The following is a 14,284-nucleotide window of genomic DNA, read 5'->3' on the forward strand; positions in this document are numbered from 1 at the left end:
TTTATCGCTGCATGGATAATTGAAACAAAAAAAGCCCTTTCCAATGAAAGAGACTTTTAAGTTCAACAATGCTGTTACTTTGCTATTCAATTATGCTCGATGTTTCACGGCTAAACCTCTTAAGAATTTACGTGCGAAATTATCGCCGCATACTTTATAATTTCGATGTCCTTCTTTTCGTAAAATGGCACCTAGTTCGCCTTTTGATACTGCGATGCCGCCCTCATCAAGGATATCCAGCATATCTTCCGTTGTTAATTGTAATGCTACTTTTAATTTCTTTAGAAGCATATTATTAGCACTCTTTTCAGGCGAAACAGGACTTTCAACTTGTTCTGGTTTTGGATCTTGTTTACCTCTTTTAAAAGTAATGAATCCATTTAAAAATAACTCTAACATCTTATTATTGCATTTGATCTGATCTTCCGTTTCCTCTACCTCTACCTCAACCTCATCATCGTACTCATCTTTTGATTTGGTGAGTATCTTTATTAATTCGTCTTTTGTTACTTCCTTACCGCCAAGTTTAAATATTTCTAGCATCTCTTTATTTTTTATATCTAGTGCATATCTTAGTCTTATTAATATATCGTTATTATCCATTAATAAACCTCCTCGGTGTATTTAGTTCTACGCTGATTATCTATTATATCACGTAATTAACCAATATTGCGGTGTTTAGGATGAAAAGCGCCAGGTTCTAAAACAATTCTGAATTGTTTTAGAACCTGGCACCATATTTTAACGAACTGTATATTCCTTCATTTCTTTCGGAAGTGGAGAAACATACTGTTCACCGTTACGACGTTCAACTAGCTCTGCTTTTGCTTTCTCAATAAGATCTGGGTTATTAAGTACATCGATTGCTGTAGCTGCCATTACTTTCCCGGCATGTAGCATTCCTTTATGTGCAATAGAAGTTGTTCCGGTCGCAACGACCTGCCAAGTATGTAAAGACGTTCCAAGTGATTCACATGCCGTCATACACTGCGCTGTTGGCACTACCCAACTTACATCCCCAACGTCTGTCGAACCCGGCATAATACCACTTGCGGGAGTAAATGGATCGATCATGTCTGATAGTGCTTTACCCTCTAAATCTTTATTTGTTTTCACTTCCAAGTTCTTATCAGCTTCCGAAAGTGTTTCACGAATTTCTTTTGCAAATTTTAATTCCTCTGCATTATGTTGCGGTACACCAACAGCAAGGAAGTTATCATGCATCATTTGTTCTAACGTTATATTTGGTATTACATCCGAAAGGGCTGATCCAAAGTCAATTTCTACTTCAGTTCCTGTCATTAATGCTGCACCTCTTGCAATGTCACAAATACGTTGATAAACTTCTTCTGTTTGAGATACACGAGGTGCTCTTACAAAATATAACACTTCCGCTTCAGCTTGAACTACATTGGGCGAAAAGCCACCTGTATTCGTTACCGCATAGTGTACTCTTGCTTCTGGAATAATATGTTCACGTAAATAGTTCACCCCAACGTTCATGAGTTCGACTGCATCAAGGGCACTTCTTCCTAAATGTGGACTAGCTGCTGCGTGTGCACTTTTTCCTTTGAATTTAAAGTACACTTCGTAACATGCAAGAGTAGACATGGACGTTACGCTATTCCGTGTTCCAGGATGCCATGTAAATGCCACATCTACATCAGCAAACAATCCCTCTCGTACCATGAAAGTCTTACCGCCGCCGATTTCTTCTCCTGGGCAACCATAATAACGAACTGTTCCATCGATATTATTTTCTTCCATGTAATAACGAAGTGCTAAAGCCGCTGCTAATGAACCCGTTCCAAGTAAGTTATGTCCACAACCATGTCCATTTCCGTTCATTTCCACCGGAATATGTTGCGTTTCGCCACCTGACTGACTTAATCCGGAAAGGGCATCAAACTCCCCTAAAAACGCAATAATGGGTTTTCCACTTCCATAACTACCGATGAAAGCAGTGTTGATATTTCCTACACCTTTTTCAACAGAAAACCCTTCTTCTTCCAATGTTTCACATAATAACTGAGCTGATTTATCCTCTTTAAAACCAAGTTCTGCATAGCTCCAAATTTTATCACTAACTTGAATAAGTTTCTGTCGCTTTTCTTCTATTATTTCTGATAATCGATGACGAAAATCCATATCCTTCACCTCTTCTAAGATTTGTAGTGTACTTTTCTATATCATTACTATTTTGATGAAGCGCTTTCAAAGACACCATCATTAACTTTTGGAGTTTTAAACATTAAAGAACAAATACTCGTTACTATTAATGCGGCAGCTAAGAAAAAGAACGCAGCATGATACGATCCACCAAACATATCAATTAATGCACCCATTACTGTTGGAGCAACAAATCCTGCTAAACCACCAACAAAATACATTGTTCCCATAAACATTCCTACGATATTTTCTGAAACGTATTTTAACGGTATAGTTAAAATAGTCATACTTATTGCTGTTCCACCTATTGAATAAATACTTTGATAGACAATAACCATTTGAATAGATGGTGCATTAAAAATTAAAAGTAAGCAAATACTTGCAATAATTGTACCAATTAAGATGAGGTATTTCTCTTTTCCTGCTAGCCATTTATCAATTAAATAGCCTGTTATAATAGCAGACACTACTGCAAGTGCTTGAGGAATCATTGCAAGAGAACCTATTTCCTTTAAATTCAAATTACGTGCGTGCTCTAAATAAGAAGGCATCCATGATGAAAATCCCCAATATGCAATACTTGAACCAAAATACATGATGACAACAACCCATAGCTTTTTATTTTTATATAAATCTTTCAACGGTGTTTTGGCAACATTGCCCTCTTTTTGTGTCGCACTTTCCACTTTAGGAGGATGGTAGTAAATACTTAAAAGTAAAGTGACAACAAGCCCAATGCCACCAATAATATAAAACATAACTCTCCAGCCGTAAGTATCTGCGATTACAGCAGTAGCGTATAATGCGAGGACTCCTCCTATTGACTGAGCAGCTAGTAAAATGGACTTCGCTCTTGCACGAACTCCTTTTTTATAAATCTCTGTAATAGCTACACCACTACCAGTAGGCAAGCCGCCATCACCTAGTCCTAGAATAAATCGAACTGCTAAAATCGCAACAAATGATCCAACCATACCTGTCATTAATGAAAATAGAGATATTATGAATATTGCTATTACGATAATTTTTCTTGAGCCAAACTTGTCTGAAAGCCACCCAGCAAGAAGGGTCATGCATGCACTACTTAACCAAAAGCTACTAATGACCATACCACTCTGAGTTTGTGATAACCCCAATTCTTTACTAATTGGTATGATTGCAATATTCATACCAAATAACGTCAAAGAATCAACAATCCATCCTAAGAATAGTAATGAAAAGATAAAATGTCGTTTCCCATTGCTCATTTGTAAAATTCCCATGATTTTTCCCCCATCATTCATCTTTTATAGAAAATTCCCGTACCCAATAAAATATTTTTCCCTTCTTTAATTTCACTTTAGGACTACTTTAGGACTCGTCCTTAAATATATCACAATATTAATACGTGGCGCAATATTCTGTATAGAATAATAGTTTCTCGACGCTCTAATACCCAAATTCTGTTATACTATGTGAAGGAAGGAGCGAGAGACATTGAGTATATTACTGGGTTTACTTGGACCAAGTGATTCAATTGATGTGGTTCAACACTATTTAAAGAAATACAATGACATAACCAGTATTCCAATAGAATGCTTAACTGAGGAAGATTTAAATCAACATGTTCTACCCAAAAAAAATGATATCACCATGTGGCTTTGTACTGGTCCAATTACATATGATATTGTTCAAAGATGGGGTAAAATATCCGATCCTATTTTTTACATTCCCTTCCACGGGTCTGCTATATATAGCTTGCTCCTACAACTTTCACATGAACATCACGTAAAAGTGAATGAAATAAGCTACGATGCTATCTCCCATGATGAACTTAAACAAGTGTTACAAGAAACAGGTATTAATGAATCAATACAATATGTTGAATCAGAAACGATAGAATTACAGCAATTAATCGACTTTCATTATCTCTGCTACGAAAAAGGTTTTACGAAAGCTGCGATTACAGGTCATCCAATCCAAGCACAATTAGAACAGCTTGGCATAGCTGCCTATCGAATGTTCCCAAAAGAGAATTCCGTGGATTCTGTCATAAATGAAATTCGGAGAATGATTGAAATGCTCCAATTTAAAAAAGCACAAATTGCTGTACAAATTATTGAATATGATGCTGCTTTAGTAGGGTTGCCAAATACAGCATTTACCACAGATAAGCTTTATGAGATTGAACTTGAATTTACAAAGAAACTCCGTACATATACGAAAAAAGTGCAAGGATCCATCCTTACAATTGGTCCAGGACGTTATGCAATTTTTTCAACAAGAGGATTTTTACAAGATATTACCCATAACTTCACACGTAAAGCCGAAATCGATTCTTCTATAGGATTGAAGGAAGAATCGAAGACTTGCGGAATAGGAATTGGTCATTCAGCATACGAAGCTGAAATTAATGCGTGGAACGCTTTATTACAAAGCAGAGAATGGGGAAAAGGTTCCTGGGCAGTTTGCTTTGATGATAAGAGAATTACAGGACCACTAGGTAAAGAAGAACAACTTACGTATTCCTATATATCCGACGAAATACACGCAATTAAAGAAAAAACATCCCTCAGCGTAACTACACTGCATAAATTGAAATCTATTATGAAAAAGCGTTTAAAAGAAGAAATAAGTGCCAGTGAACTTGCCCAATATATGCAAATAACACCGCGAAGCGCTCGACGCATATTGAATGAATTAGAGGAAAATAGGCTTGCTCTTGTTGTTGCAGAGGAAAGTCCACGTACGACAGGCCGCCCAAGAAAAGTTTACAAGCTATTATTGTAATGGCAATATCTAAAAAACTGTTTCCTGCTAGCTATTGCATCATGGTAAATATACATAAGAAGAGCCCAAGCGTCTTTTAAGTACATCTAGTTTTTCAATTCCGAGAATGCTTTGGACGAAACATCAACTACACTATTACCGTTGGAATTTTTGTGGATTGTGAAGTGACTGCGTCACTTCACAATCCATTTTTTCGGTAATCTTGTGGAAGATGTTTGTCAGTAGCCCTCTTGGAATGTGTAGAGACATGATGCATTAGGTTTGGTTAATGGGATTTTAGAGGCATTCCTATTCTTTTAAAACCGGACGAAGTGTCAATTTTGTCCACTCATCGCTTCTTTCTAAATAGATGCTATCTATTTTTTCTAGGTTCCACTTACCCTATTGATAGACAATGGAAAGTACTATTTCATTAGTCCTACTAAACACATTGACTATCATATTGCACTATTATTTCCCCTTCCGAAAAGGAAAAAAATCTTAATTTTTCTATATGAGCGGTTGAATTTGCGATATATACATATGAATTTGCGTTATGAATTCTACCTTAAGGAATATCGTTTTGAGTTTGCGATATGTGCAGTTGAAATTGCGATATACACATATGAATTTGCGTTATGAATTTTACCTTAAGGAATATCGTTTTGAGTTTGCGATATGTGCAGTCGAAATTGCGATATACACATATGAATTTGCGTTATGAATTTTACCTTAAGGAATATCGTTTTGAGTTTGCGATATGTGCAGTTGAAATTGCGATATCTTACTTTGAATTTGCGTTATGAATTCTACTTTAAGGAATATAAGTACCCGATGCATATTGTATTCCTTTTTTGTACTGTTGATTGGAGCTTAAGGCTGCGACTCCAGCGAAATAAACCTGTTCTTTGCATCCAAACTTATATAATTTCTAAATTAAAACAGGTGACGAAAATTGAATTCTTTTTCGTCACCTGTTTTTTAATACTGCTATGTTTTTTGACTATAAACTACATCTCTTTAAAACTTGGGGGATATTTTTTAAATCCTTTTGTTTTAAAAAGCGCATAAACAAAACCGATAGCTAACCAAATAAATCCTACTTTTAACGTTATCGGTGACAGATTGATAAATAAGTAGAGACAGATTAAAAACCCAAGAGCCGGAATTAAAAAGTAACGAATAAATTTCTTCTCTTTTTTCCGGAAATAGTAATACACAATTACAGATAAGTTAACGAGCATAAAACCTGCTAAACCACCAAAATTCATTAATTCAGCAACCACGTTAATTGGTAAAAAAATCGCACCTACAATACTAATGCTACACAATAATAAAATGTTATAGACCGGTGTTTTATATTTCGGGTGTAAATGTGTAAAGAATTTCTTTGAAAGTACTTCATCACGTCCCATACTAAACATTAAACGTGAAGCACTTGCCTGACCCGTTATACCAGCTGTAAATGTTGAAGCGATAATAGCTACTGTATAAAGTGTTGCAAGCAGTGCACCACCTGCCGCATTCGCAATATCAAATAGTGCCGTATCTGCTGAGCTGAAGCTATTTACATCCGGCCATACTAGCTGTGCAACATAAGCTTGTACGATAAAAATAATCCCACCGATTAAACAAGAAAGAATGGCTGCTTTCCAAATATCCTCTTTTGGGTTCACTGCTTCTTCTGATAATGTTGTGATTGAGTCAAATCCCAAGAACGAGAAGCAAGCCATCGCTGCTCCAGAAATAATCGCTGTCATGGCGAAAGTATCACCATTAAAGAACGGTGTAATCGAAATTAAAGAAGATCCACCATCTTCACCAACAACCGCTTTCATACAGAAAATCACAAAAATGACAACAACAATCCCCATGAAAATCACAAGAACTTGGTTCGCTTTCGCAGCTATTCCGATTCCTAATATATTCACAAAAGTAATAATACTGGCGATTAGTAATACCCACACCCAGTATGGAATCGTTGGAATTAATGCATTCGCATAGGACGCACCGACCATGAAGACAATTAATGGAACTAATACATAATCCATAAACATTGCCCATCCTGCAAAAAATCCTAAATGTGCGTTAATCGCACGTTGCGTGTATGTGTACGTAGAACCACCAATTGGAAACGCCGCAGCCATTCGACCGTAGCTATATGCAGAAAACATCATCGCTACCATTGCGACTAAATAAGCTAACGGTAGCATGCCACCTGTTGATTGTGCCGCAAATCCATAAATATAAGCTGGCGCAATTGGCGTCATAAAAGCAATACCATAGATTACTAAATCTTTCAGGGTCAGAACACGTTTAAAATGCGGAGCTACATTTCCTTGAGTTGTATTACTTTGAACATTACTCATTTAAAAGTTCCCTCTCTACCCTTGAACTACTGCAAGTTGTTCAATTTCTTCTGAAATAAATTGAATGGTTTCCTCTGTACTCATTACTTGGCAATAAATTTGATTCATAATCATAATTTCTGCCTCATGTAATTGTTTTGTTGCTGCTGCACAAGCATCTTCTACTAAAATTACTTCAAAGCCAGCATCTGCTAAGCTTCGTATAGTTGAAGCAACACATTGATCCGTTACAACCCCTGTACATACAACTGTTTCGATACCCATGTTACGAAGTAAAAATTCATAGTTTGTACCACTTAAAACACTATCTGTCGTTTTATTTACCACAATTTCATCATCTAGTGGTTTTAATTCATCTACCATTTCTGCACCAGGATCACCGATTGGTAATAAAATATTGTTCCAACCTGGGCGACGTTGGACAGGTGAACGGTCACGTCCGTCCTTATGATGACATGCAATACGGCCGAAAGTTACTTCTAATTGATTTCCACGGAAAAAATCCAGCAGCTTTTTATTGTTTGGAATCGCTACGTTATCAATACGGTCAAAGAAATATTCCCATTTATCAAACATGCCCTTTTCACGTGCAATTTGTGCATCCAACCCATCACGGCTAATAAATTGATTTTGCATATCAACGATTAAAAGCGCTGTTTTTGCTGGATCTAATTTCATTTTTTCTTCACCCGTCGGAATAAAATCATAATAAAGTGTTTGTTGTTTTTCCATTATATGTTCCTCCATATTTAGCCTAGATAGACTGTATTCATTTTTTAACAAAAAAAGAGATTCCCTAAACGCTAAGGGATCTCTTAAAGGCAATAAAAAAAAGACTATATACCTTTCCGAGATAGAACCCGGAAAACGATGTAATCATTCCAAATTCCTCACCCATTTATCTCTTTCTGAGATAGCTCAACTTAATGAATCGGAAAATTCATTAAGACAGTCCTGTAATTATTCATTACAGACCCAGTACATAATAGCGAGAACTCATTATATACTTCGGCGACATTTCCTTCTTCATAGCTTCTTCGTCTTCTCGGACTTCACTATGCACTAATAAATATCGCACCTCTACCTCACAAACATAAGTAGTGAGGTCTATTAAATTATTGACATCATTATATAACCATAACTACAAGTATGTCAAATTTATATTATCGAAGATAAATAATTGGTACATTCAGAAAAATTAACCAGTGGAAATATACTGTCTCTATATATTTTTTTTTGTAGAAATGTACACTGCAGTGCATGTCATCAAGATGGAAAAGAGAATAAGAATATACTATAAAAAAACTGCACCCCACTGTTTAGTCGCCACTAACATCGGAGGTGCAGTTCAATTACTATTATTTTATTTTGTTGATATCAATTGTTTTTCCTTCTTTACGCCACTCTTTGTATTCAGCTGTTGCTGTGAAAAGTACATCTGTAGATGAGTTAAGCGCTGTTTCAAAAGAATCTTGTAAGACACCGATGATAAAGCCTACAGCAACTACCTGCATAGCAATTTCAGCTGGGATTCCGAATAAACTACATGCTAGAGGGATCAGCAATAAGGATCCACCTGCAACCCCTGAAGCGCCACATGCACATACAGCTGATAATATACTAAGAATGATGGCTGTAGGAAGATCTACTTGAATTCCAAGTGTATGAACCGCTGCAAGGGTCAAAACAGAAATAGTAACAGCGGCACCTCCCATATTAATGGTTGCACCTAAAGGTATGGATACTGAATAATTATCCTTATTCAAACCAAGATTTTCACATAATCTCATATTTACAGGAATGTTAGAAGCTGAGCTGCGTGTAAAGAATGCTGTAATACCACTTTCCTTTATGCACTTAATAACAAGTGGGAAGGGATTTTGTTTAATATATACATACACTATGATCGGATTAACAACCAACGCGACAAAAAGCATACAACCTATTAAAACAGCTAGCAATTTTCCATAGCTTAGTAAAGATTCTAATCCATTTGTAGTAATAGTCTCAAATACGAGACCCATGATTCCTAATGGTGCTAACTTAATAACCCATGTAACCACTTTGGAAATAGCATCAGAAACATTAGAAATCATCGTTTTTGTAGAATCAGCAGCATTTCTTAAAGCCAAACCAATAACAACCGCCCAAGTTAAAATACCAATATAGTTAGCATTAAAAAGTGCCTTAACTGGATTATCAACCATGTTTAGCAATAAGGTTTTAAGAACCTCAACGACACCGCTAGGAGGCGTTACACCCTCTGCTCCATTTACAAGTGTTAAATTTACAGGAAAAATAAAGCTAGCAATTACAGCTACTAATCCTGCTAAAAAAGTTCCTAAAAGATATAGCATGATAACTGATTTCATATTTGTTTTGTGACCACTTTTATGTTGAGCTATAGCTGAAATAACCAAAAATAGTACGAGCACAGGTGCAATAGCTTTCAAAGCACCTACGAATAAAGAACCAAAAATGACAATAGGTTTTGCTACGTTTGGAATTGTTAAAGCTAGGATAATACCAATTATCAAACCTATTATTATCTGTTTTACAATACTCAACTGACTCCACTTTTTCAATAAACTTTTCATGATTTTCCCCCATAAGTTAAATTGTGATTTTGCTAGAGTTGTGCATTTCTAATAGATGTAAGTATCTTTTCAGCAAGAATAATTTATCTGTTTAAAGGAACTCCACTTATATTCCACCGCAAAAAGACACTTGTCCTTTGCATAAGTGAAATTATACGGACTTTATTAATAGATTACAATATCGAATAATGATTTGGTGTTTATTACCTATTCATAAAAACCACCAATTGAAATGCAAGTGCATTTCAATTGGTGGTCAGATAAACGTTTTTTATAGTTTTTAAATTGGTTATATTTTTTCACTCACATCAGAATTTCAAGTAGCTCTTTTCAGCCTCTCTGGGCTATATAAAAGGAGGATTATTTTAGTAGTAACTATTACAAATTCGGCTATACTTTTGTATAGCAAATGCTAGATTGTCATTTTCCAACTTGATAATTCTAACCACTTTTCCTGCTCCTTATAACCGGGCATTATTTTTCCAACAAGGCGCCAATAGGAGCGGTCGTGATTCAGATGGACCATATGACACATTTCGTGAACAACTACGTACTCGATTACCTTAAGAGGTGCCATTGCCAGTCTCCAATTAAATGTTAACTCCAGTTTTGAATCACAGGTCCCCCACGTATTTTTGCTATCAGAAATACGGATGGAACGTGGCTTTACTTTATAGTTGCTTTGATAGGTGGAGACACTTTTTTCAACTAATGCTTTACACTGCTTGTAATAAAAACGTTTTAAAGCTTGTTTTATTTTTTCATCATCTAGCTGCTGCACATATATATTTAATTTATCTTCTTCAAAAACCACATGGTCTTTCGTGATATTTATATCGTGATAAATCCTTATGGGATAGGTGTTTCCTAAATAAAGAAAGCTCTCCCCATGTTCGTATACCTTCTTCTGTGGCCCAAGCAGTCTATCCTTCTGTTCTTTTGATTTCTGCTGAATGATTTCCCATTTGTCCTCTAATAATTGAATCACGCTTTCGTTGGTTATTCCTTTTGGAGCTAGGACTTCAATATTTCCATAGTGATCCATAGTAATACCTACAGTTGTCCGCTTTTTGTATGTTATATCAAATTGTATTGTCTCACCTAAGTAGTTATGTATCATTACATCACCTTTATTTTCCACGGATTTCCCTTTAATTTTACCATGTTGAAATGAAAAAGCGATAGTTCGAGAATCTTTGATGAATTCTCAAACATTCGCTCTTTGAGAATTGTATTTCCTTAAAAGTTCTTCAAGGATATACCCGTTTCCATTCGTTTCAAGCAAAAAAATACCAGGAACACTAGGTTCATGGCATACTTATTTTGTATACTTTCTTTTAAAAAGACGTAGCCACACCTTTCCCGGTGAAGCAACGTCTTTTATTCAAATCAATCATCTCCATTCAATAAGCTATTTCGACGATTTTCTACATCCCTTGCTTCCGTCTCCCTGGCAACCTGTTCCTTCCGTAATTGCCCATTTATGCGTGGATCTTGTAATCTCATTGTACTCCATCCCGACGGCCCCACCTTTTTACTTACTTTCTTTATTTCATTTTCAAAAAACAACATGTCCATCCCTCCCCCCCTATAAATTGATCAAAGAGGACAATTTATACAAACTTTCCCCTCTCTCTAAAATACGCAAAAAACTAAGATTTAAGGAGGGTATGTGCACAGTGAAAAGAGATTTTGTTAGACATATATTGCAGATGAAAATTGGTTATGTGAATAAAACTTATCATTTATAGTTAGTAATAGATTGTTTCATAAAATTAGTAATCGCCATACAAATCGAGATTGATTTGTATAGGATTTTTTCTTTATATTGTTATTTCATGACAATCATTAATTTACCTCTAGCATGACGAGTTTAGGTCCATCAAAAAAGCGATCTTTCGTCAAACTTGACGAAAAACCGCTTCTTCAGTATAAATCTCAGTTTCTTTACAAATAGAAATCCTAGGACAGTTACTTCCCATTCTCTTTCTTCGAAGCTTTCATTCTCTCTTGATAATCAACCACTTAGTAACAATCGTCCGATGGACATAAAACACACTTCAATTTTCAGTTGAAAACCACTAAATCTATTGATATCCATCTACTTTAACTCTATCAACGCCACACACTCAACATGCGTCGTCTGTGGAAACATATCAACTGGCTGTACTTCCACTGTTTTATATCCACCATCTTCTAAAATTCTTAGATCACGTGCAAGCGTCGCTGGGTTACAAGATACATAAACCACTCGACTTGGACGTTGTTCGATGATCGTGTTTAGCAATGCTTCGTCGCATCCTTTTCTTGGTGGATCCACTACTAGTACATCTGCACTTTTGCCTTCTTTATACCACTTTGGAATAACTTCTTCTGCAGGTCCTGCCTCAAAATACGTATTTGTGAAGCCATTCAATTCGGCATTTCGTTTTGCATCTTCTATTGCCTGTGGGACGATTTCCACTCCTAGTACTTGTTTTGCTTTTTGTGCTAAGAATAAAGAAATGGTACCGATTCCACAATATGCATCAATTACTGTTTCATCTCCTGAGAGCTGTGCGTAATCGAGCGCTTGCTTATATAGTACTTCTGTTTGTTCTGGGTTTACTTGATAGAATGAACGAGCAGATATTTCAAATCTTACATCCCCTATTTGATCTTCAATAACCGCTTTGCCCCAAAGTACATTTGTTTCATCTCCAAAAATAACATTCGTATGTCGATTGTTCACGTTTTGAATAATGGACGTTACATTTGGTTCGATTGTTTGAATGAATTCAATTAAGGCATCCTTTTTCGATAACTTCGGATGTTTGGTTACTAAAACAACCATTACTTCCCCTGTTTTACGAGCTTTACGTACGACAAGATGACGTAGTTGGCCTTTTCTCGTTTCTTCATTGTATGGGATTAAATCCAGTTCTAATGCTTTTTCTTTCACAGCACGTAGCAATCGATCCGCCGAATCGGATTGGATTAAACAAGTATTCGTATCTGCTATGCGATGCGATTTAGATTGGTAAAAACCTGCCACCACTTGTCCATTTTCTAAATCGAATGGGATTTGTGATTTATTGCGATATTCCCATGGTTTCTCCATTCCCTTAATCGGTAAAACAGGTGCATCGATTTTTCCGATTCTTTTCAAGACATTCTTCACCATATTTTCTTTCCAAACAAGCTGTCCTTCATTTGTCATATGTTGCAGCTGACAGCCTCCACATTCTGAGAATACAGGACATGGTGCTTTTACTCGAAATGGCGATGCCTCTACGATATTTATTAATTTTGCAAAGCCATAGTTTTTTAATGTTTTTAACACATGGATTTCTGCTGTTTCATTTGGCAGACCACCTGGTATGAATAGTGGATATCCATCGACTTTTGCAACCCCTGCTCCGTCATGCGTTAAGTCTTCTATATGAACCGTGATTCGATCATTTTTGGTTACTGGTGTATTCACTTTATTTCTCCGTTCTAGTTTTGATTCCTCCATTATACCAAAAATGTATGTCTATTTGATATAAAGCATCCTTTAAAAAGTGTAAAACAGACGCCATTGTGACGTCTGTTTTACACTTTATCTAGCATTTCCAAGAAAGCTGTTGGAATAGTTCCATGTTGGTTTTTTATCATTAACTTAGTAAGTTCATCGACCGTTTCATATTTATTTTCATCTTTAATTATTTTCACTTCATTGTGAAGTCGCTCCATCTTTTGGTCCAACGCAAATGCGGAATCTGCTGCCTCTTTTAGCTCTATTAACAATCTTTCAGGTACAAATTGATCATATTTATAAAAGATTTTATGTTCTAGGCTTGCCCAAAAATCCATTGCAATTGTACGAATTTGAACCTCCACGGTCACAAGTTCCTTACAATCAGTCATAAAAACAGGAATCTCTATTAATAGATGCAAACTTTTATAACCATTTTTCTTTGGTTGCTGAATATAATCCTTTACCTCTAATATCTTCAGATCACTTTGGCTTTCTAGCATTTCAAAGATTTGATAAATATCAGAGATAAATGAACAAATAACGCGCATTCCCGCAATATCTCTCACATTTTCCCGTATGCTTTCTACTGATATGCCCTTACTTTTTCGATTAAGTTTGCCGAGTATACTTTCTGGCGCCTTTAATCTCGAGTTTATATGTTCAATTGGATTATAATCGTGAATCATTAAAAATTCTTCTTGGAGAATCTCAATCTTTGTTTCTAATTCAGCTAATGCAAATTTATACATGAGCATTAGACGTGTCATATTCTTTTTCATATGTTGAAACTGTTCAATTTGTTCTGAAATCATATATAAGCGCCCCTTCAATATGTGCATGAAGAAATCATACCAAATTTACTTTCACTAAACAAAAATTACGAGGTTTGTAAACCGGTTGAA

Annotated in this window: 11 protein-coding genes and 1 riboswitch; of the genes, 1 reads left to right on the top strand and 10 read right to left on the bottom strand. The window is 35.9% G+C overall.

The genetic code is table 11. From position 1 onward, the window contains the following. Positions 1–90 precede the first annotated feature (90 nt). From PB01_RS16240 to PB01_RS16250, 3 genes are all read right to left on the bottom strand, one after another. Positions 91–603 (bottom strand): YehS family protein, encoded by a 513-nt coding sequence (locus tag PB01_RS16240; protein WP_151701150.1) that lies wholly within the window; start codon positions 601–603, stop codon positions 91–93. 138 nt (positions 604–741) lie between these two features. After that, positions 742–2,148 (bottom strand): M20 family metallopeptidase, encoded by a 1,407-nt coding sequence (locus PB01_RS16245; protein WP_151701151.1) that lies wholly within the window; start codon positions 2,146–2,148, stop codon positions 742–744. A 47-nt stretch (positions 2,149–2,195) separates the two neighbouring features. Continuing rightward, on the bottom strand, positions 2,196–3,431 hold the full coding sequence (locus PB01_RS16250; RefSeq protein WP_192797376.1) for an MFS transporter: 1,236 nt from the start codon (positions 3,429–3,431) through the stop codon (positions 2,196–2,198). Positions 3,432–3,645: 214 nt separating this feature from the next. Here PB01_RS16250 and PB01_RS16255 point away from each other — a divergent pair, with 214 nt between their 5' ends. Next, positions 3,646–4,938 carry a helix-turn-helix domain-containing protein gene (locus tag PB01_RS16255; protein WP_151701153.1) on the top strand — a complete coding sequence of 431 codons (1,293 nt, stop codon included), beginning with the start codon at positions 3,646–3,648 and terminating at the stop codon, positions 4,936–4,938. A gap of 989 nt (positions 4,939–5,927) precedes the next feature. Here the strand turns inward: PB01_RS16255 and PB01_RS16260 are convergent. The 7 genes from PB01_RS16260 to PB01_RS16290 form a co-directional block, all read right to left on the bottom strand. After that, complete coding sequence (locus PB01_RS16260; protein ID WP_151701154.1) at positions 5,928–7,286, bottom strand: APC family permease; 1,359 nt, start codon at positions 7,284–7,286, stop codon at positions 5,928–5,930. A 15-nt stretch (positions 7,287–7,301) separates the two neighbouring features. Continuing rightward, positions 7,302–8,018: a cysteine hydrolase family protein gene (locus PB01_RS16265; RefSeq protein WP_151701155.1), complete on the bottom strand. Its 717-nt coding sequence runs from the start codon at positions 8,016–8,018 to the stop codon at positions 7,302–7,304. A 174-nt stretch (positions 8,019–8,192) separates the two neighbouring features. Beyond that, positions 8,193–8,377, bottom strand: a riboswitch (Lysine riboswitch). Positions 8,378–8,644: 267 nt separating this feature from the next. After that, a complete protein-coding gene (gene sstT, locus PB01_RS16270) occupies positions 8,645–9,883 on the bottom strand; it encodes a serine/threonine transporter SstT (RefSeq protein ID WP_151701156.1) in 1,239 nt (412 codons plus the stop codon). 412 nt (positions 9,884–10,295) lie between these two features. Next, positions 10,296–11,003, bottom strand: coding sequence for a M48 family metallopeptidase (locus PB01_RS16275; RefSeq protein ID WP_151702088.1), 708 nt, complete (start codon positions 11,001–11,003; stop codon positions 10,296–10,298). A 269-nt stretch (positions 11,004–11,272) separates the two neighbouring features. Beyond that, positions 11,273–11,461, bottom strand: coding sequence for a hypothetical protein (locus PB01_RS16280; protein ID WP_151701157.1), 189 nt, complete (start codon positions 11,459–11,461; stop codon positions 11,273–11,275). 523 nt (positions 11,462–11,984) lie between these two features. Next, a complete protein-coding gene (rlmD, locus tag PB01_RS16285) occupies positions 11,985–13,346 on the bottom strand; it encodes a 23S rRNA (uracil(1939)-C(5))-methyltransferase RlmD (RefSeq protein ID WP_225986072.1) in 1,362 nt (453 codons plus the stop codon). A 110-nt stretch (positions 13,347–13,456) separates the two neighbouring features. Continuing rightward, on the bottom strand, positions 13,457–14,194 hold the full coding sequence (locus tag PB01_RS16290) for a GTP pyrophosphokinase (RefSeq protein ID WP_151701159.1): 738 nt from the start codon (positions 14,192–14,194) through the stop codon (positions 13,457–13,459). Positions 14,195–14,284 lie beyond the last annotated feature (90 nt).

It is taken from the genome of Psychrobacillus glaciei (assembly GCF_008973485.1).
Classification (GTDB): Bacteria; Bacillota; Bacilli; order Bacillales_A; family Planococcaceae; genus Psychrobacillus; species Psychrobacillus glaciei.

Coding starts and splice junctions, on each gene's coding strand:
- PB01_RS16240 (WP_151701150.1), bottom strand. CDS start 603: ATGGATAATAACGATATATTAATAAGACTAAGATATGCACTAGATATA.
- PB01_RS16260 (WP_151701154.1), bottom strand. CDS start 7,286: ATGAGTAATGTTCAAAGTAATACAACTCAAGGAAATGTAGCTCCGCAT.
- sstT (WP_151701156.1), bottom strand. CDS start 9,883: ATGAAAAGTTTATTGAAAAAGTGGAGTCAGTTGAGTATTGTAAAACAG.
- PB01_RS16290 (WP_151701159.1), bottom strand. CDS start 14,194: ATGATTTCAGAACAAATTGAACAGTTTCAACATATGAAAAAGAATATG.
- PB01_RS16265 (WP_151701155.1), bottom strand. CDS start 8,018: ATGGAAAAACAACAAACACTTTATTATGATTTTATTCCGACGGGTGAA.
- PB01_RS16280 (WP_151701157.1), bottom strand. CDS start 11,461: ATGGACATGTTGTTTTTTGAAAATGAAATAAAGAAAGTAAGTAAAAAG.
- PB01_RS16245 (WP_151701151.1), bottom strand. CDS start 2,148: ATGGATTTTCGTCATCGATTATCAGAAATAATAGAAGAAAAGCGACAG.
- PB01_RS16250 (WP_192797376.1), bottom strand. CDS start 3,431: ATGGGAATTTTACAAATGAGCAATGGGAAACGACATTTTATCTTTTCA.
- PB01_RS16275 (WP_151702088.1), bottom strand. CDS start 11,003: ATGATACATAACTACTTAGGTGAGACAATACAATTTGATATAACATAC.